Annotated in this window: 16 protein-coding genes and 1 pseudogene; 13 read left to right on the top strand and 4 right to left on the bottom strand. The window is 39.2% G+C overall.

Features of this window, described 5'->3' with window-relative positions; translation table 11 throughout:
- Window positions 1-17: 17 nt before the first annotated feature.
- From AC3CH7_RS03020 to AC3CH7_RS03000, 5 genes and pseudogenes are all read left to right on the top strand, one after another.
- Window positions 18-673 (top strand): annotated as a pseudogene (locus AC3CH7_RS03020) (isocitrate lyase/PEP mutase family protein).
- Window positions 674-735: 62 nt separating this feature from the next.
- Complete coding sequence (locus AC3CH7_RS03015; RefSeq protein WP_099806172.1) at window positions 736-1,290, top strand: bifunctional transcriptional activator/DNA repair enzyme AdaA; 555 nt, start codon at window positions 736-738, stop codon at window positions 1,288-1,290.
- A gap of 12 nt (window positions 1,291-1,302) precedes the next feature.
- The gene (locus AC3CH7_RS03010; protein WP_488381564.1) at window positions 1,303-2,217 is read left to right on the top strand and encodes a DNA-3-methyladenine glycosylase family protein; all 915 of its coding nucleotides are present in this window, start codon (window positions 1,303-1,305) and stop codon (window positions 2,215-2,217) included.
- Window positions 2,204-2,695 carry a methylated-DNA--[protein]-cysteine S-methyltransferase gene (locus AC3CH7_RS03005; RefSeq protein ID WP_036165996.1) on the top strand — a complete coding sequence of 164 codons (492 nt, stop codon included), beginning with the start codon at window positions 2,204-2,206 and terminating at the stop codon, window positions 2,693-2,695. The genes AC3CH7_RS03010 and AC3CH7_RS03005 overlap by 14 nt, the downstream gene beginning before the upstream one ends.
- 187 nt (window positions 2,696-2,882) lie before the next feature.
- Complete coding sequence (locus AC3CH7_RS03000; RefSeq protein WP_031418010.1) at window positions 2,883-3,215, top strand: DUF378 domain-containing protein; 333 nt, start codon at window positions 2,883-2,885, stop codon at window positions 3,213-3,215.
- Between the two features lie 96 nt (window positions 3,216-3,311).
- Here the strand turns inward: AC3CH7_RS03000 and AC3CH7_RS02995 are convergent, their stop codons facing one another.
- The 3 genes from AC3CH7_RS02995 to AC3CH7_RS02985 form a co-directional block, all read right to left on the bottom strand.
- Window positions 3,312-4,832 carry a CoA-acylating methylmalonate-semialdehyde dehydrogenase gene (locus tag AC3CH7_RS02995; protein WP_488381563.1) on the bottom strand — a complete coding sequence of 507 codons (1,521 nt, stop codon included), beginning with the start codon at window positions 4,830-4,832 and terminating at the stop codon, window positions 3,312-3,314.
- 12 nt (window positions 4,833-4,844) lie between these two features.
- A complete protein-coding gene (locus AC3CH7_RS02990; protein ID WP_036161186.1) occupies window positions 4,845-6,206 on the bottom strand; it encodes an aspartate aminotransferase family protein in 1,362 nt (453 codons plus the stop codon).
- A 158-nt stretch (window positions 6,207-6,364) separates the two neighbouring features.
- The gene (locus AC3CH7_RS02985) at window positions 6,365-7,534 is read right to left on the bottom strand and encodes a PucR family transcriptional regulator (RefSeq protein WP_012293681.1); all 1,170 of its coding nucleotides are present in this window, start codon (window positions 7,532-7,534) and stop codon (window positions 6,365-6,367) included.
- Window positions 7,535-7,674: 140 nt separating this feature from the next.
- On the opposite strand from AC3CH7_RS02985, the gene AC3CH7_RS02980 reads away from it, so the two are divergent.
- The 6 genes from AC3CH7_RS02980 to AC3CH7_RS02955 all read left to right on the top strand — a co-directional run bounded on the left by AC3CH7_RS02980 (window position 7,675) and on the right by AC3CH7_RS02955 (window position 15,056).
- Window positions 7,675-8,919, top strand: a complete 1,245-nt coding sequence (locus AC3CH7_RS02980; RefSeq protein WP_036166005.1) for a Zn-dependent hydrolase — start codon at window positions 7,675-7,677, stop codon at window positions 8,917-8,919.
- A 44-nt stretch (window positions 8,920-8,963) separates the two neighbouring features.
- Window positions 8,964-10,367, top strand: a complete 1,404-nt coding sequence (gene hydA / locus AC3CH7_RS02975; protein WP_207974125.1) for a dihydropyrimidinase — start codon at window positions 8,964-8,966, stop codon at window positions 10,365-10,367.
- 98 nt (window positions 10,368-10,465) lie between these two features.
- Window positions 10,466-11,833, top strand: a complete 1,368-nt coding sequence (locus AC3CH7_RS02970) for an NAD(P)-dependent oxidoreductase (protein WP_488381562.1) — start codon at window positions 10,466-10,468, stop codon at window positions 11,831-11,833.
- Between the two features lie 13 nt (window positions 11,834-11,846).
- Window positions 11,847-13,109: an NAD-dependent dihydropyrimidine dehydrogenase subunit PreA gene (preA, locus tag AC3CH7_RS02965; protein ID WP_012293684.1), complete on the top strand. Its 1,263-nt coding sequence runs from the start codon at window positions 11,847-11,849 to the stop codon at window positions 13,107-13,109.
- 180 nt (window positions 13,110-13,289) lie between these two features.
- The gene (locus AC3CH7_RS02960) at window positions 13,290-14,804 is read left to right on the top strand and encodes an NCS1 family transporter (RefSeq protein WP_036162646.1); all 1,515 of its coding nucleotides are present in this window, start codon (window positions 13,290-13,292) and stop codon (window positions 14,802-14,804) included.
- A 45-nt stretch (window positions 14,805-14,849) separates the two neighbouring features.
- Window positions 14,850-15,056, top strand: a complete 207-nt coding sequence (locus AC3CH7_RS02955) for a hypothetical protein (RefSeq protein WP_012293686.1) — start codon at window positions 14,850-14,852, stop codon at window positions 15,054-15,056.
- Between the two features lie 136 nt (window positions 15,057-15,192).
- On the opposite strand, the gene bcaP is transcribed toward AC3CH7_RS02955, so the two are convergent.
- Entirely contained in the window at window positions 15,193-16,584 is a 1,392-nt protein-coding gene (bcaP, locus tag AC3CH7_RS02950) for a branched-chain amino acid transporter BcaP (RefSeq protein ID WP_488381561.1), read from the bottom strand.
- 268 nt (window positions 16,585-16,852) lie between these two features.
- Between bcaP and AC3CH7_RS02945 the strand changes: the two genes are divergently transcribed.
- Both AC3CH7_RS02945 and AC3CH7_RS02940 read left to right on the top strand, forming a co-directional pair.
- Complete coding sequence (locus tag AC3CH7_RS02945) at window positions 16,853-18,226, top strand: amino acid permease (protein WP_012293688.1); 1,374 nt, start codon at window positions 16,853-16,855, stop codon at window positions 18,224-18,226.
- A gap of 151 nt (window positions 18,227-18,377) precedes the next feature.
- On the top strand, window positions 18,378-19,787 hold the full coding sequence (locus AC3CH7_RS02940; protein ID WP_012293689.1) for a spore germination protein: 1,410 nt from the start codon (window positions 18,378-18,380) through the stop codon (window positions 19,785-19,787).

Here is a 19,787-nt window from a genome sequence, read left to right as displayed (position 1 = left end):
ATATGGAAGCTTTTCATATGTCAAAAATACAGATTTTTAATGATTTACATTTCTTACAGGAGCTTTTATTTTTAGGGAGCGCTTGGGATGGTTTATCGGCACTCCTATTAGAAAAAGCAGGTTTTCAGGCGATTGGCACTACTAGCAGGGGGGATTGCGAATTTACTTGGCTATGCAGATGGTGAACGGATTGATTATCAGCGTCATTAAGCTATTATTCAAGCTATCGCAGAGCGAGTAAACATCCCAGTAACAGGGGATATTGAAGCGGGATATGGACATGATGAACAAAGCATTATTAACAATGTATGAAGGACAGCAGATGTCGGAGTAGCCGGAATTAATATTAAAGATTCATTCAAACATCAAGCAAAATTAAGAAGTCTGACTGATTACTGTCATTTATTCACAAATATGAGGGCCATATTAGATAATCGTGGTTATCCAAATTTTTTTATGAATGCTAGAACAGATACGTATTTCAGTTAGAGCAGCCATTTCACGAAACGATGACTTGAGCCATCGCTTATGTAGAGAGTGGAGCAAGTGGTATCTTTATCCCAGGCTTAACAAATGGCCAAACTTTAAAAGAATTAGGGGTAAGGCGGATAGTTTTGGCAATGCATTTTCAGATAAAATCATTGCCTATTTAACACAGCATGCTGCACAATAAGTAAAAAATCAAGATACATCTTCTTTAGTATGTATAATCTATGAAAATGAGGGGAGCTATTCGTGGACAATCCAATTAATTTCTCCTTTGAGGAGAAGTGGGAGAAGATTATAGCTTGTGATCAAACTTATGATGGGCTATTTTATACGGCGGTTAAAACGACTAAAATTTATTGCCGTCCTTCCTGTAAATCAAGAAAACCCAAAAAGATGAATGTTGAATTTTTTCAATCTATTCAAGAAGTCGAGGCGGCAGGCTATCGAGCATGTAAACGATGTCAGCCTGAAATTGAATGTTCACCGCAAACACAATTGATTCAACAGGTAACGTCTTTTATCATCAATGCGTATAAGCAAAAGGTAACCTTGCAGGATATGGCAGACCATGTTGGTATTAGTCCATTTTATCTTGAACGGCTATTTAAACAAGTGAAGGCGGAAACTCCTCGAGCTTATCTTGAAAAAATAAGAATTGATAAGGCGGCTCACCTATTAAAGCATACAGACTATACAAGTTTGGAAATTTGCTATGAAGCTGGATTTCAAAGTCCCTCTAATTTTTATAAAGTGTTTCGACGATTAAAAAATTGCTCGCCCACAGAATATCGAAATCTTTGAAGGAGATAGACTATGAACTGGATAAATCACACTGATTATTTAGAAATCGAACTTCCGGCGGAATTTAGTTTTACAGAGTGTTTGATTTTTTTAAAGCGATCCAATCAAGAAATTCTCCATCAAATAAAAGAAGGTGTCCTCTTAAAAGTATTAAAGATAGAGGATCAGCTCATTTTATGTAGAATAAGTGAGCAAGCTTATAAAATGAAAGTAGAATTTCCGATGATTCAGCCATCGGTTAATGAAAGAGAAAGAGTGGTCCACTATCTTAAAGAATGGTTTGATTTAAATACTGACTTGGCTTGTTTTTATCAGATGGCTAACAAGAATAACATTTTACAGCCCTTGATAGAAAAATATAGCGGATTACGCTTATTAGGAATACCTGACTTATTCGAGGCACTTGTGTGGGCCATTATTGGACAGCAAATTAATTTAACGTTTGCCTATACACTTAAAAAGCGATTTGTTGAACATTTTGGAGAAAACGTACACTTTGAAGAGGAGAATCACTGGTTATTTCCAACACCGGAAAAAATAGCGTGTATTCAGGTGGAGGAATTGAGAATGCTCCAGTTTACGCAGAAAAAATCAGAGTACATCATTGATATTGCGAAAATTATAGCGAATGGTCAATTGGCAAAAGAAAGGCTACATCAAAAAAAAGATTATGAGGACAAGAAAAAAAGTTTAATGGCTATTCGAGGCATTGGGGCCTGGACAGCCGATTATGTGCTAATGAAATCTTTACAAGAGCTATCTGCATTTCCTATAGCAGATGTGGGTCTACATAATGCACTAAAAATGCAATTAGGTTTGGAACGAAAACCTTCAATGGAGGAAATTTTCCATTATTCACAACATTGGCTAGGATGGCAGGCTTATGCCACCTTTTACTTATGGAGGTCACTATATGAAACGGTTTAAGTTAGATTATCAATCACCGATTGGCATGATTGAAATTGAAGGAAATACAGAAGCAATTGAGGGCATTAATTTTGCAGAACGAGAAGAGCTCATCCATGCTCCTCAACAAGACACACCTACAGTGTTGCTGGAATGTTTAAAGCAAATACATGAATATTTTATCGGTGAACGTCGTGAATTTTCTTTTTCTTATGTTTTTAAAGGAACGGACTTCCAACAAGCTGTTTGGCATGCATTACCTAATATAGGCTACGGTGAAACAGCCTCTTATAAAGATATTGCAGTGGCTATTCACAATGAAAAAGCGGTGAGAGCTGTTGGTAGTGCCAATGGTAAAAATACTATTAGTATCGTTGTTCCATGTCATCGAATTATTGGCTCTAATGGATCTTTGACTGGATATGGTGGTGGGATTTGGCGTAAAAAATGGCTTCTTCAACATGAACAATCCCATCATTTAACGAGCAATACTAAATAAGGTTAAATGCTCTTAGTCCAATTGGACACCTCGCCACTTCTGCCTGTATAAAAAAGTGGTTATTGCAAAAAATAAGACCGTCAAAACGGCGGTTTTAATGACTAGTCTTTATCATTTTATCGCTTCTTATGACACCTCTCTGCTAAAAAAATTAGCGTGGAGTAAAAATGATAAAGGAGGTGTACTCATGAGCGTGCTCTATAGAATCGCATTAGTGTTAGTCATTATTGGTGCAATCAACTGGGGACTCATTGGATTCTTTAGATTTGATTTAGTGGCTTATTTGTTTGGCGGCCAAACAGCGGTTTTATCGCGATGGATTTACGCACTAGTCGGCATCGCTGGTTTAATTACCTTACCAATTCTGGTGAAGCGATTTGAAGACGAAGAAGACGTAGATACTTATACACGTATCGATAGAAATCCTAGCTATGGCATGGAGGCTGGGGAAGAAGCGGATTTCACTGAAGTGAAGAAGACAACAGAAGTGAAAAAAGTGGAGAAAAAAGATAATAAGTAAGCTTATGACAAAAACTGGTGGCCATTATTGGTTCGTCAGTTTTTTTCAAATAGGGAAAAACTCGCGTAGTCTGTTCAACGACTACGCAAGTTTTCATTATTCTTGATTGCTTGGAAAGGCAAAGGAGGATGTAGTGTCACCACCCTGTGCAATCCATTTCTCTGAAATGGTCTTTGTTTTCGTAAAGAAGCGTACTTGATCGGGTCCAAACATATGCCCCTCACCAAATCTTGAGCGTTTCCAGCCACCAAAATTATGATAGCCTACTGGAATGGGAATAGGTACGTTCACGCCAACCATCCCTACTTCAATTTCAGTAGTGAATTTACGAGCAGCTGCTCCATCATTCGTAAAGATTGTCACGCCATTACCCAATTCATGTGCATTTATTAAGGCAATCGCTTCATCTAATGAACCTACACGGACAATATTACGGGCTGGTCCAAAAACCTCCTGCTCATAAATTTCCATACCTGGTTTAACATGATCGAGGAGCGTAGGACCGAGATAAAACCCTTGTGATTGCTTGGAAATTTCCGGATGTCGTCCATCACAAACGATGGTTGCGCCTTCCTCTAAGCTACGATCAATATAACCAATAATCGTTTCCTTCGAATGCTGTGTAATAACTGGACCAAAATCAACGTCGGAATCTGTATAAGGCCCCACTTTAAATTTGGCAATTTTTTCAGCCAGGATCGTGACTAATTTATTCGCTGTATCCTCTCCTACAGGAATAATGGTAGAAATAGCCATGCAACGCTGAGAAGCCGCACCATAGGCTGCACCTAAAAAGGCATTTGCGACATGCTCTAAATCCGCATCTGGCATGACAACCATATTATTTTTCCCACCGCCTAGCGCAGTCACCCGTTTCCCAAATTTAGAAGCCGTCGCGTATATAGTTTCTGCAACTGGAGTCGACCCTACAAAGGATACAGCTTCAACTTTTGGGTTTGATAAGAGCTCATTGACGGCATCTTTATCACCGTTAATGACAGTCCATACGCCATCCGGTAAACCTGCCTTTGTCCATAGCTCTGATAAATATAATACAGAACAGGGGACGCGTTCAGACGGTTTTAAAATGACGCAGTTTCCAACGGCTACAGCCATACTTGTGATGGCTAGTGGGACCATAACAGGGAAATTAAATGGTGAAATGGCAGCCACTACGCCTAATGGAGCTTTGGAAGAATAAGCGTTGATTTGACCACCTACATTAACCGAATACTCACCCTTTAGTAAGTGTGGGGCATTGATGGCTAAATCAACCGATTCTAAACCACGTGCAATTTCACCTTTCGCATCTTCTTTGGTTTTGCCACTTTCCTTACAGATTATATCGATGAGCTCATCCATATTGTCTGTCAATAATTGGCGAAACCTGAGCATGATTTCTGCACGTTTTCCAACGGATAATGCGCGCCATGCTGGGAAGGCTTTTTTGGCAGCAGTGATTGCTTCTTTTACCTCATCTTGTGTTGCTAGAGAAACCCGCGCAATGACGGAACCCGTACTTGGATTGTATACATCAGAAAAATATCCGCTTTTTCCCAAAACAGTTTGTCCATTGATAAAATGGCCTAATTCTTGAATATCTGTATTTGTTACCATTGAGCTGTCCTCCTACAATTTTATAGAATGTAAGGCTTGAGTGAATTTTTCCACAAGGAAGTCGATCTCCTCTGAGGAGACAATTAGTGGAGGAGAAAGCGTTAAAACATTATTGTAACCTGCCACAGTTACACCGTTTTTTCCAATAATTAGCCCATGTTCTTTACAGTGCGCAATGACTTTATTAACAAGTGTGACATCTAGTGGAATTTTGCTCTTTTTGTCTTGTACAAGCTCTATACCTATCAAAAGTCCTTTTCCACGAATATCCCCAACAAACGGGTTCTCCTTTAATTCCTCTCGTAAAGTTTTCAGGAGAGTATCACCTAACGTAGCCGAATAGTTAAATAAATTTTCCTCTTCCATAATTTCAATGTTTTTCAATGCCACGGCACAAGCGGCTGGCGAGCCACCAAATGTGTTAACATGGCGGAAGAAATCGTAATCGTCATTCCCTGCAAAAGCCTCATAAATTTCACGTCGAACAGCAGTAGCAGATAGTGGCATATAAGCGCTTGTTAAGCCCTTTGCCATTGTCACAATATCAGGCTGGACACCATAGTTTTGGAAACCAAAAGCTTTACCCGTACGCCCAAAGCCACAAATCACTTCATCCACAATTAATAATGCACCATGTTTTTCACAAACTGCTTGCACCCCTTGTAAGTAATTCTCATGGGGCATGATCACACCGCCGCCCGTAATGATAGGCTCCATGATGACAGCAGCAATGGACTCTGACATTTCCCATGTCATCACATGGTCGATCGCTTGCACAGATGGCAATGCACATGGATCCTTACTTTGAATATGGTCTTCATTGGCGCGATATGAGTCAGGTGGCGTGACATGGATAAAACCAGGTGCTAATGGCTCATATTTGTATTTTCGCTGAGCTTGTCCAGTTGCCGCTAAGGCTCCCATCGAGCTACCATGATAGGCACGATAGCGGGAAATAATCTTCGTTCGATTGAGCTGTCCTTTTTGTTGGTGATATTGTCGAGCAATTTTGAAGGCAGCTTCGTTTGCTTCAGAGCCACTGTTCGAGAAAAAGACGACATAATCATCTCCTAAAAGCTCACTAATCTTTTCACTTAATTGAATAGCTGGGATATGTCCGACAGATAACGGTGTATACGTATTTTCTAGTAATTGATCATAGGCAACTTTAGCAATTGCCTCTCGACCATAGCCAACATTTACACACCATAAGCCCGCCATAGCATCTAAATAGCGTTTTCCTTCTATATCGGTAATCCATGCGCCCTTAGAAGATTGGACAATCAACGTTGCTTTAGGGTTATATGGCTTCATGGCGTGCCAAACAAATTGTTCGTCTTTGACTTGCCAATTCGGTCTTGTTACATTGGTCACTACACTCACTCCTTCTATACAGGTAATGGCTGAGCATGCATACGTTTTGAGTCTAATGTGGACAACAAAAATGCAAAGTCGACCCCATTTGTACTTTATATGTATGCCTTAAGTGTTTTAGAAGGAATATTTTATGAAAGAAAAGTCGGATATTTAATCTATTGATGTGTTAATACGTCCTCAATTAAAAAGGCAATATATAGATTGGTCTTTGTAAAGGGATTACTTAAGTCCATATCTAATAGCCATTCAATTTTTTTTATTTTATAAAGAACGGTGTTGCGATGAATAAACTGTCGTTCACTAATCCTACTTGTACTGCCATTTTCCTCAAGAAAGATGCGTAAAAATGGCACATAATCTGTGTTGTGCACATCATCATAGTGATAAAGTTGACCTAGTATATCGTGGCTGAAGGATTTCATGAGTGATTGATTTTGCACAGCCATAATAATTTTATAGGCACCTATTTCCTTATATTTGTATAAAAAACGATTGTTGTGGAGCTGAGCTAAATGAATGACCGTTAATGATTCATCATAACTTTTACGGACATTTTCAAGCTCTTTATGGTAGTTTCCTTTTCCAATAATAATATCCAAGTAACCATTTTTTAACGTGATTTTTTCATAGATTTCTTCAACGATTTTTGAGAAGGGTATATTCGGTGTATTGATCTGTGTTTTATCAATTAAAAAGATGAGGTAGTTTTTATGTTTTAATTTTAAGAAGCGTTGATAGTGATTTTGAAAAGCGAACTGCACCAAGACCTCATATCGATCGATGGAGGCTTGAGTGCCGACCGTTGTACAAGTAATGATGGCTAATTCTCTCCCTTGGGGAAAACCTAGCTGTGCTAGTTGATCTTTCATTGCATTAGCGTTTTGTTTGTAATGGAATAATAAATTGAACAGAACCTTTTCTTCGATGGATAGCTCCTGATGGTGGTTGGCAATAAACTGAAAGGTCGTTTTTAATAGATCAGCTATTCTATAATTCCATGGCATTTGAAAAATAGGGAAATCATTTTGATTGGCAAAAGAGATGACAGCTTCTGGAATATCAGGAATGAATGGACCTGTATTAATAATAAAACCAGCTACTTTTTTAGCGTAGGCTTGTTTCACAAGTTGTTCTAATGAATCTTCGTCTGCATCTAAATTAATACCAGTTGTGACGACTAATTCATTGGGTCTACAAAACATGATTAAATCATTGCTTTCAACAACATTAATACCCGTAACTCTTCGATACGTACCACTATGTCCAGCGACTAATGTGAGCATTGGGAATTGAACTCCCTCCACAATTTTACGAATCGTCCCCATATTTCCCCCCCTTAATTATGAACATAACTTACCATATATGATGTGCAGTTGCACATATTTTTTTAGTTTTCTATCCATATCTCTCAAATTATATCTATTTTAAAATGTTTAATAACTACTGTGAAAGAGAGGACTTGCATATGTATAAATGTAATAGTAGACGATTGCAAGAGTTAATTGAACAATTTAGTCAATTTGGGGCTACTGATAAGGGTGGCGTCACACGTTTGTCTCTTTCGGATGAGGATGTATTAGCAAGAAACTATTTTTGTGAGTGTTGCGAAGCTTTAGGTATGGACATTCATGTGGATGATATGGGAAATATTTATGCGACTCTTCCTGGGAAAAAGGATATGCCACCAATCGTGATGGGTTCTCATTTAGATTCGGTGGAAAAGGGCGGAAAATTCGATGGTGTATTAGGCGTCTTAACAGCTATTGAGGCCATTCGAACTATCAAGGAAAATGAAATTGAAGTAGATATTCCGCTTATGATTGTCAATTTCACGAATGAAGAAGGGGCTCGTTTTGACCCAGCAATGATGAGCTCAGGGGTTATCACCTCAAAATTTGACAAAGAAAAGATGCTACAATCCACAGATAAAAATGGTGTTCGTTTCCATGAAGCGTTACAAGCGAGTGGATATGAGGGAGAGCAAGGCAATCGTCTGAAGGAAGCCCTCGCTTATATCGAATTGCATATTGAGCAAGGGCCAGTGTTAGAAGCCAAACAACGAGAAATTGGAGTTGTAGAAGGTGTGCTTGGTATGGTTTGCTACGAAATTACAATTACAGGGCAATCGAATCATGCTGGTACGACACCAATGGCAATGCGGAAAGACCCTATGATTGTTGCATCAACGATTATAACTGAATTACATGAGCAGCTAGGAAAGATTGATGAGCAATTAGTGTTTACATTTGGTCGTATGAACGTGGTTCCTAATATTCACACAGTCATCCCTAATAGGGTGACATTTACGATTGATTCACGTCATCAAGATCCTGAGGTGATGGAACAGGTTGAGGATATTCTTAATGCGCTACCAGAAACCGCAGGAGGGTGTAATATCCACCCTGTAAAGCTGTGGGGGAGAGAAACCGTACATTTTGATGGAGCCATTTGTAATGAAATAGAAAGAGCCTGCCAGAGCTTCGGTTATACTGCTCATCGCATGTTTAGTGGGGCAGGGCATGATGCCCAGTATATGGCAAGTATGGTTCCGTCGGCCATGATTTTTGTTCCAAGTATTCAGGGGAAGAGTCATTGTGAGGAAGAGGAAACAACCTTTGAGGATTGTGCAAAGGGAGCAGATATCTTACTAGAAACGGTTCTAACGCTACAAACAAAATTTAGTATGGGCGAAACTTATACATTGCATTAAACATGAAGTATTCTCGAATTTTGTGATGAAGGGTGAGGGGCACAGTGAAAAAAATTATTAAAGGTGGAAGAGTAGCTACTGCTGCGGATGCATTTGAGGCAGATATTTTAATTGATAATGGAAAAATTGTGCAAATCGGACGGAATTTAAGTGAGGATGGCGCTGAAATCATTGATGCAACTGGTAAATATGTATTGCCAGGGGGGATTGATCCTCATACACATTTAGATATGCCATTTAATAATACGGTAACAGATGATGATTGGAAGTCTGGTACGATTGCGGCGGCTTTTGGTGGGACAACTACTATTTTAGATTTCTGTCTAACAGCTGGTGAAGAAAAATTATCAGCAGCTATAGAAAAGTGGCATGACAAGGCCAAGGGAAAGTCTGCTATTGATTATGGATTTCATTTAATGATTGGCGATTTAACGCCTGAAACCGAAGCCGAATTACCTCAAATTTTAGAGCAAGAAGGAATTACCTCTGTCAAAGTCTTTATGGCCTATGCTAAAGAATTCCAAGCCTCAGATCGAACACTCTTTAAGGCGTTTAAAATTGCCAAAGACCTTGGAGCGTTGGTGATGGTCCATTGTGAAAATGGCTCTGTGATTGATGAGCTTGTTGAGGAAGCAAGACGTGCAGGTCATAAGGAGCCGATTTATCATGCTTTAACTCGTCCGGCCGAATTAGAGGGAGAGGCAACAAAACGTGCCATCGAGTTAGCACACATTGCTGGAGCAAAGCTATATGTAGTGCATGTAACATGTAAAGAGGCGGTGGATGAAATTATTACCGCTCGTGAAAAGGGCTATGACGTCTATGGTGAAACATGTCCACCCTATTTAACACTCGATCAATCAGCTCTTGCACAGCCAGGCTTTGAAGGAGCTAAGTATGTTTGGTCACCACCCCTTCGTCCAAAATATCATCAAGAACATTTATGGAATGCCCTGAAGGCGAAACAGCTTCAGACAATTGGCTCTGACCAATGCTCCTTTAGCTTTAAGGGGAAAAAACAATTAGGCCTAAATGATTTCTCAAAAATCCCAAATGGTGGACCTTTCATTGAGGATCGTTTCAGTATTTTATATTCTGAAGGTGTTGCAAAAGATAGAATTACGATTCATGAATTTGTTGATATGATTTCTACAAGTGCTGCAAAAATATTTGGTTTATTCCCTCAAAAGGGAACAATCGCCATTGGCTCTGATGCAGATATTGTTATTTTTGATCCAGAGGCAAAACGCCAAATTTCGGCTAAAACACACCATATGAACGTCGACTATAACCCATATGAGGGATGGGAAGTGACTGGCGAGCCTGTTAGTGTGCTAGTACGTGGCGAGTATGTCATTAAAAATAAAGAATTTGTTGGTGTACTAGGTAGCGGACAATATATTAAACGTCCATTAAAAGCAGTAGCTGCGGAAGCCTTGAAGATCTAGCTTCCTTCCGTTTAGAACCGATTGTTTTGGCTGGAGAACAAACAATCGGTCTAGTAATTGGGTGCACGGAAAAAATGAACACATGAGGGGGATGTGGAATGGTTCCGATTCAAGAAAATGCGATGACCGTACAGCTAAAACGTAATTTTGTGGAATTAAAAAACAAGATGACAAAGAATGAGGCTATTGAGGAAGCCAATCGTTGTCTCTATTGCTATGACGCACCATGTATTAAAGCGTGTCCGACAAGTATTCAAATCCCAAATTTTATAAAAAAAATCGCATCTGGTAATATGAAGGGTTCTGCTACGACTATATTAGAAGCAAATCCTATTGGTGCTAGCTGTGCAAGGGTTTGTCCAACAGAAGAACTATGCGAAGGAGCGTGTGTTTTAAACTCTTCAACAAAGCCAATCAAAATTGGGGAGTTACAGCGGTATGCAACAGATTGGGCAATGGATACGAATGTCCAGCTATTTAAACAGGGGCAAAGTAATGGACAGAAGGTAGCCATTATTGGAGCAGGCCCTGCTGGTTTATCGGCAGCCAGAGAACTCAGCCGTTTCGGTTATCAAGTAACCATCTATGAGACCGAAGAGAAGGCAGGTGGCTTAGGGAGTTATGGGATTGTAGCTTTCCGATTACCAAACGATGTTGTAGATTGGGAAGTGGAGCAAATAGAACAGCTTGGAGTGGATATTCAAACAAATACGACGGTTGGTGTCGACATTACTGCGGATGAAATTTTGGCAGAATATGACCATGTTATTTTAGCTGTTGGTATGGGGGCTGTTCCAAATCTAGGCATTGAGGGTGAAGATTTAGAGGGTGTCCACGATGCTATTGAGTTTGTCAGAAAAACAAAAATGGGACCGCTTACAAATGATATCGTAGGAAAACGTGTAGCTGTTATTGGTGCAGGAAATACAGCCATTGACGGTGCTACAAGTGCGGTGCGTTTAGGTGCAGACAATGTCCAAATACTTTATCGAAGAACGCAAAAGGAAATGACTGCCTATAAATTTGAGTATGAATTTGCTAAGCAGGATGGTGTGGAATTTAAATGGCTCACAGCACCAAAGAAAATTATTGGTAATGAGGCTGGTAGGGTGACAGGCATTGAATGCGTGAAAATGAAGCTTGGGGAGCCAGGACCTGATGGTCGACAAAGACCAGAGGAAGTGAAGGGCTCTAATTTTATCCTTGAAGTGGATGCTGTTATTAAAGCTATTGGGCAAACCCGTTTTGTTTCATTAATTGAAGCATTCGGTTTAGCGCATACAAATGGGGTTGTTGATATAAATGAGACAACGATGCAAACGTCTAATGACAAAGTATTTGCATGTGGAGACGTTGTCTTTGGCAATGGACAGGGAGAGGCGATGGTGGTGACTGCTGTACAGCAAGGAAAAGATGCAGCATACAAGATTCATGAACGTTTAAGAAAACCAAGTGAGATTGCATAAGGGGGGAACTTACATGGCAGACTTACGCATTAACTTAGCAGGCATCCAATCGCCGAATCCATTTTGGTTGGCATCCGCACCACCTACGAATTCAGGTTATCAAGTACAACGCGCATTTGAAGCTGGTTGGGGTGGTGCCGTGTGGAAAACATTGGGGGAGCCCATTTTAAATGTATCTTCACGTTTTGCGGCTGTTAGCTATAACGGTCAACGTGTAGCGGGCTTCAATAATATTGAATTGATTACGGATCGACCGTTAGAAGTGAATTTACAAGAAATATATGAGACAAAAAAGAAATTTCCTCATCACGCGATTATAGCCTCTTTAATGGTGGAGCCAAAGCAAGAAAAGTGGCATGAAATCGTAAAACGTGTAGAAGATGTGGGGGTTGATGGTCTTGAGCTTAACTTTGGTTGTCCACATGGGATGGCAGAGCGAGGGATGGGCTCTGCCTCTGGTCAAGTCCCTGAACTGGTGGAAAAGCAAACATACTGGGTAAAGGAAGCAGCACGTACACCGGTCATTGTGAAATTAACACCAAATATTACGGATATTACAGTTACGGCAGAGGCGGCTACTAGAGGTGGAGCAGATGCCGTAAGTATGATAAACACGATAAATAGTTTAGCAGGTGTAGATTTAGATACTTGGAATACAGTTCCTCATGTTGCTGGTAAAGGAGCACATGGTGGCTATTGTGGCCCAGCTGTAAAGCCAATTGCCCTTAATATGGTGGCAGAATGTGCTCGCAATCCATTAGTCAATGTACCGATTTCGGGCATTGGCGGAATTTCTAATTGGCAGGATGCCGCAGAATTTATTTTAATGGGTGCTACAGGCGTTCAAGTTTGTACAGCAGCAATGCACCATGGCTTTAGTATTGTGGAGGATATGATTGATGGGTTGAACAATTATTTAGACGATAAAGGCTTAGCTTCCGTCATGGATTTAGTAGGTCGCTCCGTTTCAAGATATTCAAACTGGGGTGATTTAGACTTAAATTATAAAATTGTCGCAGAAATTAATAATGATGTTTGTATAAATTGTAACAAGTGTCATATTGCTTGCGAGGATACATCACATCAATGTATTGATCTTTATACTGAAAATGGACGTCCATTGCTAAAGGTTCGTGAAGAAGACTGTGTAGGTTGTAATTTATGCTCTATTGTTTGTCCAGTGGATGGTGCAATTTCTATGGTTGAACGAAAATCAACCGTTCCACCAATGACATGGAATGAACGCCAAACGCTCATTAGTAGTCTCTCAAAATAAAGACTTTTCATCTTTATTCAGTAGTAGACATTTATAGGGGGAAGCTCTAGCCTTTCGAACACCAACTGAATGAAGATAATGAAGAAAATCGAAATTCCACCTTCCTTCATTAATTGGCGATGGAGGAAGGAAAAACTTCAAGTAGTTGTCACGGAAATTAAAAAAAAGGAGAGAAACTTTATGGAACGTGACGGGAATTATTTAAAATCCCCAGATTTACTTCCAGTGACACATCAACAAAGAAATATTGGAACATTTGGTTTTGCGGTGATTTGGATAGGAATGGCGATTGTTTTAGCGGCTTTTGCAATCGGCGGTTCAGCAATTACCAATTTATCCTTACCAATGGTTATTTTAGCTACGTTGGTAGGTTCCTGTTTGATCGGTATCTTTATGACGTTAATTGGTGATATAGGTATTGAGCATGGATTATCATTCCCTGTTTATATGCGTGCACCATTTGGCACATTTGGAACTCATATTCCTTCACTTGTAAGGGGCATAACAGCCGCATGTTGGTTTGGTCTTAATACGTATTTTGGAGCATTAGCCATAAACGGCATTTTAAATTTATTGTTTGATTTTGATAATTGGTTTATTTGTTTCCTTGTATTTGCGGCGCTTCAACTCTTTAATACCTCATTAGGCATTAAGTCTATTGAGCGCTTCGCTGATTTAGCAGCGCCTGTCATTATTTTGATTTCTTGCTGGATGTATTACACATTGGCGGATCATGCCACATCACAAGGGAAAAATATTTGGACGTGGGTGGAAACGCCAACAACGGGCTTTGCCGCCTTTACAGCTTTTATGGTAGTGGTCATGGCAAACATGGGCTTTTGGTCAACGCTGGCAGCAGATATGCCATCATTATCTCGTTTTTTTAAAGCACCTAAAAATGAACGGAATTGGTTCAAGCGGAATAAAACACAGCTTGTAGGCTCCTTGATTGTTATGCCAATAACGAACACATTTATTGTTACAATTGGTGCAGTTTGTTATATGGCAGTAGCATCTGCTGATCCCATCAATGCTTTACAACAAAGTGCAAGTGGTTTTATTTTAGGTATCCTTTTGCTGATGATTGTGTTGGCACAATGGTCAACGAATACATCTGCTAATGTTGTGCCGGCTGCTACTATTTTCTCGAATATTGGTGGTCCAAAAGTACCGTTTTGGGTAGGGGTTGTTATTGCGGGGATTATTGGTATTCTTGCACAGCCCTGGAGTTTATTTAATGTGATGGTCAATGTTCTATTGATTATAGGTGGAATATTAACAGCGATTGTAGGGATTTTATTTGCGGATTATTATCTCATTCGCAAACGACGTGTACATGTCAAAGAACTGTATGAATTAGATGGGCAATTTAAATACTATAAAGGTTTTAATTTCGCTGGGTTAGTGGCCTGGGTAATCGGTGGTGCCGTTGCCAATATTTTTTCCGCTTATTCTTCTTTAGTAGGTTTTTTTGTAGGTGCAATTGTCTATTATGTGTTAGCAAAGTATTGGTGGTTTAAAAAGTATCCTCAAGCTGAGCTAGAAGATCCAAGTGATGCGAAGTATTTAGGTATTACGGTCGGACATAATTTGGATGAACTATTTGGTCAACAAGTCCCTGCGTTGACAGACCAAGAGGAAGAAGAGCTTGTGGAGCAACCAGACCCTCTGTTAGAAATAAAAGGTGCCGAATAACTGAGACTACATCAAGACATTTTCAAAAGAAGGTGAGGTGATGGCATGTCTGAATTCCAACAAAGCACAGAGGAAATCGAAAAAGTAGATCATTATTTAGATAGTGGCTTTAAAATCAAATATGTCTACGAAAATTTAAGTGGGATGTTTGTAGAATTCGCTCGTCAGGAAGAAGTGACATTACTACAAATTCTAACGGCAGATGCACGAAAGTATTTCACAGCAAAATTACAGGAACAAACCCTATTATAATAACAAAGTAGCCTCTATTTCATTGGCCGATGGTGGAATAGAGGTTTTTATGTTTGCGGGTTTGCTATGCAACAACAGTAAGCCTTTATGGGAAGGCAAAAAGGTGTCTCTAAGAATTTGTAAGAGACACCTTTTTTTATCGTTTATTCATTTCGCTATTCTTTCGACCATAAGCCAAATAAACAATCAAGCCGATGATGAACCAAATACCACATGCAATCCATGTAAGAATAGAAAGCTGTGAAATTAAAAAGAGACATAATAAAAATGATAAAATCGGTAGTACTGGGAAAAATGGTACTTTAAAGCCTCCAGAAGGAATATTTTTATTTTTTCGTAAATACACCACACCGATGGATACAATGGTAAACGCCACTAATGTACCCATATTGACTAATTCAGCAAGCTTAGAAAGTGGCACAAAACCTGCACAAAAAGCTACTAGTAATGCAAATATCCATGTGTTTTTGACAGGAGTTTTAAATTTGGGACTTAGCTCAGCCATGCTTTTGGGCAGTAAACCATCACGGCCTAAGGCATATAAGAGTCGCGTTCCTCCATAAGACATAACTAATATAACGGTCATCATTCCTACTACGGCACCAAGGGAGATAATTCCCGCAATCCAATCGTGGTGGACAAGCTGCATCACATAGCTAACGGGGTCACTTACATTTAAGGCATGATAGGGAACAATCCCCGTTAATACCATTGATACGGCAACATAAAGCACGGTACAAATGAATAAAGAGCCGATAATGCCAATGGGCATGTTCCGTTGGGGATTTTTTACTTCCTCAGCAGCCGAAGATACCGCATCAAAACCTAAATAAGCAAAAAATACAAGTGCCGCCCCACTGAAGACGCCGCTTATGCCAAATGGTAGAAAGGGCTCCCAATTAGTAGGCTTTACATAAAATACCCCTACGCCAATAAATAGTAAGATGACAGCTACCTTCAAGAAAACCATCCAGGAATTGAATCGAGTGGATTCTTTAATACCAAGCGTTAATAAAAATGCCGTAGCAAAAATAATAAAGATTGCTGGTACATTTATATATGTGCCAGCAGCAGGATTAAAGGCTCCTGAAATTGCTTGAGGTAGAACGATATGAAAGCCGGCAAGAAGTGAGTTTAAGTAAGATGACCATCCTGTCGCAACAGCAGCTACAGCCAATCCATATTCCAAAAGCAAAGCCCATCCTACTAACCACGCGACAATTTCGCCAAAGACAATATAGCCATACGTATAGGCGCTTCCAGTTACGGGGACACTTGATGCAAATTCGGAATAACACATGCCTGCAAAAGCACAAACAATGGCGGCAATAATAAAGGAAAAAACGATCCCAGGTCCCGCATGCGTTGCTGCCACCGTTCCGGGCAAGATGAAAATACCCGTGCCCACGATGGCACCAACTCCTAATAATAGAAGATCAAAGGCACCTAACGTTTTCTTTAGTTGAATAGTCCCTTCGTTTTGTAATAGTTCCTCGATTTCCTTTTTTCTAAATAATAGTTTACTCACAGTTACTCCTCTTTTTCTTAGAAATATGTGAAAATATTATACTTTTTTGATAATTGGGTCAATCTTTTTGCCGAAATAAAGCGAAAAAACTAAAATATTTAGAAATTTTAGAATAGGAATATTGGAAGCTGTTCAGTATGCCAAATCTATCAAAAAAACATTATTTTTTGTTTTTCCTAAAAATACAATTGTCTTTTTAAGAAAAATTGATTATGATTTTAAAGTATATTCAACGTAGATAGAACAACAGGAAAAGAGGCGTTATGGAGTGGCCAACAAAGAATTACAAAGAGGATTAGAGGCACGTCACATCCAAATGATCGCGCTTGGCGGTACGATTGGTGTGGGCTTATTTATGGGTTCGGCAAGTGCCATTCAATGGACAGGACCTTCTGTACTCCTTGCCTATGGAATTGCAGGTATTTTTATATTTTTCATTATGAGAGCAATGGGTGAGATGCTTTATATGGAGCCAAGTACAGGCTCTTTTGCAACATTTGGCTATAAATATATACACCCTCTAGCAGGCTATTTAACGGCATGGAGCAACTGGTTCCAATGGGTAATTGTTGGTATGTCAGAAATTATAGCTGTGGGAACATATATGCAGTATTGGTATCCTGATTTACCAGCATGGATACCGGGTCTCATTGCGATGATCATATTAGGTGTGGCAAACTTTATCTCGGTTAAATCTTTTGGTGAATTTGAATTTTGGTTCGCCATGATTAAAATCGTAACGATTATTTTAATGATTGTAGCAGGCGTTGGCCTGATTTTCTTTGGCTTTGGTAATGATGGTATTGCGATTGGCTTATCGAATCTATGGAGTCATGGTGGCTTCTTTACTGGCGGCTGGACAGGCTTCTTCTTTGCATTATCGTTAGTAGTCGCAGCATACCAAGGGGTAGAGCTTATTGGGATTACAGCAGGGGAAGCAAAAAATCCACAAAAGACAATTACGAATGCCATTCAAAGTATTATTTGGCGTATTTTAATTTTCTATATCGGAGCCATCTTTGTCATTGTGACAGTGTATCCGTGGGATGAATTGGGTACGATCGGTAGTCCTTTTGTTGCGACATTTGCCAAGGTAGGTATTACTGCGGCGGCAGGTATTATTAATTTTGTCGTTATTACAGCTGCTATGTCTGGCTGTAATAGTGGTATTTATAGTGCAGGACGTATGTTATATACTCTTGCGATGAATGGACAAGCACCTAAATTTTTCGCGAAGCTTTCCAAAAATGGAGTACCTTTATTTGGTACAGCTGGCGTGTTAATTGGTTTAGTGGTTGGTGTCATTTTAAGCTATATTGCACCACAGAATTTATTCGTCTATGTGTATAGTGCAAGTGTTTTACCCGGTATGATACCATGGTTTATTATATTAATTAGTCAAATGAAATTTAGAAAAGTGAAAGGTGAACAATTAGCGAATCACCCTTTCAAAATGCCATTAGCGCCTATTACGAATTACTTAACGATTATCTTTTTAATCATGGTACTGGTTGGCATGTGGATTAATGACGATACGCGTATTTCTCTAATTGTAGGAATTATTTTTTTAATAATAGTAACAATTAGTTATTATGCATTTGGTATTGGCAAAAATCGATACAGTACAGATCAAGGTAAATAGCAAAAAAGATGTTTCTCTTAAAATAAGAGGAGCATCTTTTTTTTTGTCTATTTTTGCTAGCATATTTTTTACATAAATGTTCGTAAACGTGCCAAACTATAAAAAACTCTATGTGAACTGGTATTCGTCGGAATAAAAGGGGTTGAACGGAATGAACGAAATGCCTGAACAGCTTGTTGCTAAATTAAAGAAGGAAATTAATGATGTAGATGATGTAAAACTAAATATGATTGCTACAGAAGAAGGGGATGTTACCCTTATCTATTTTTCCTCTCTTATAGAAAAAATGACCTTACAAACAATGGTATCTATTCCGTTAACCAATAATATGAAACAAATTCATCAAATGGCTCAATATGTGGACCCTAAGGACATACAAGAAGTTATCAAAAAACTGAATTCTGGGCAAACACTGCTGTTTTTTCATGAAACCAATGCGCTATTAAGTATGGATACGTATAGTGCTCCTACAAGGGCCATTACGAATACTGAAACGGAATCAACCGTTATAGGGCCTCAGGATGCATTTACAGAATCTTTGGAGACCAACATTTCTCTAGTGAGAAGACGAATTCAAAGTGCTCAGCTAAAAAATGAAAATCGTATTGTTGGTTCAGAGGCTAATATTAAAATTTCCATTATGTATATGGACAATATTGTGAATCATAAAAACTTGGATGATCTTAGAAATCGTATTGATCAGGTGGTATTTCCTTTATTTACGGATATATCGGTGTTGAAGCAATTAATTGAGGATAATCCATTATCACCATTTCCTCAATATTATATGACGGTACGCCCCGATAGTATTTGTCGCTACCTTATTGACGGCCGAATTGTCATGTTTATGGATAATAGCCAATTAGCAATTGTCTGTCCGACCTCTTTTTTTGAAATGTTCGTGTCGATTGAGGATTATTATAACCGATGGACAACAGCCTCTTTACTAAGAATGCTACGTTTCTTTGGTTTTTTCTTAACGATTATGATTACGCCCATGTATATTTCTGCCTTAACCTTCCATCCAGAAATATTGCCATATGAGCTTTTATTAAATCTTCAAGAATCAAGAAGTAAAGTTCCTTTTCCACCTCTCATTGAAGTGTTATTTATCGAACTTATTGTAGAGGTATTACGGGAAGCCGGTTCTCGAATGCCTGCCAAAGTCGGACAAACAATCGGTATCGTAGGCGGTATTGTCATAGGGACTGCGGCTGTGCAGGCAGGGCTACTTAGTAATATTCTTATTGTGTTGGTGGCCACTTCTGCACTATTATCTTTCCTACCACCGATTTTCTTGATGAGTAATGCTAGCCGATTTGTGCGATATATTTTCATTTTATCAGCTGGGTTATTTGGTCTATTTGGGCAAATGCTTGCCTTTGCTTGGTTAATCCATCATTTACTAAGTTTAAAATCATTAGGAACTCATTATATGACGCCAGGTATACCGAGAAATCCAACAGATTTGTTAGATAATGTCATCAGATTTCCTATCAACTATTTAACGAAAAAATCCGGCATTTCAAGGGCTCAGAAAAAAACGACAGAGGAGAAATGA

Source organism: Lysinibacillus sp. F12, assembly GCF_057773605.1.
Note: the sequence above shows the minus strand (reverse complement) of the source record. Positions and strands in the feature narration are given on the sequence as shown.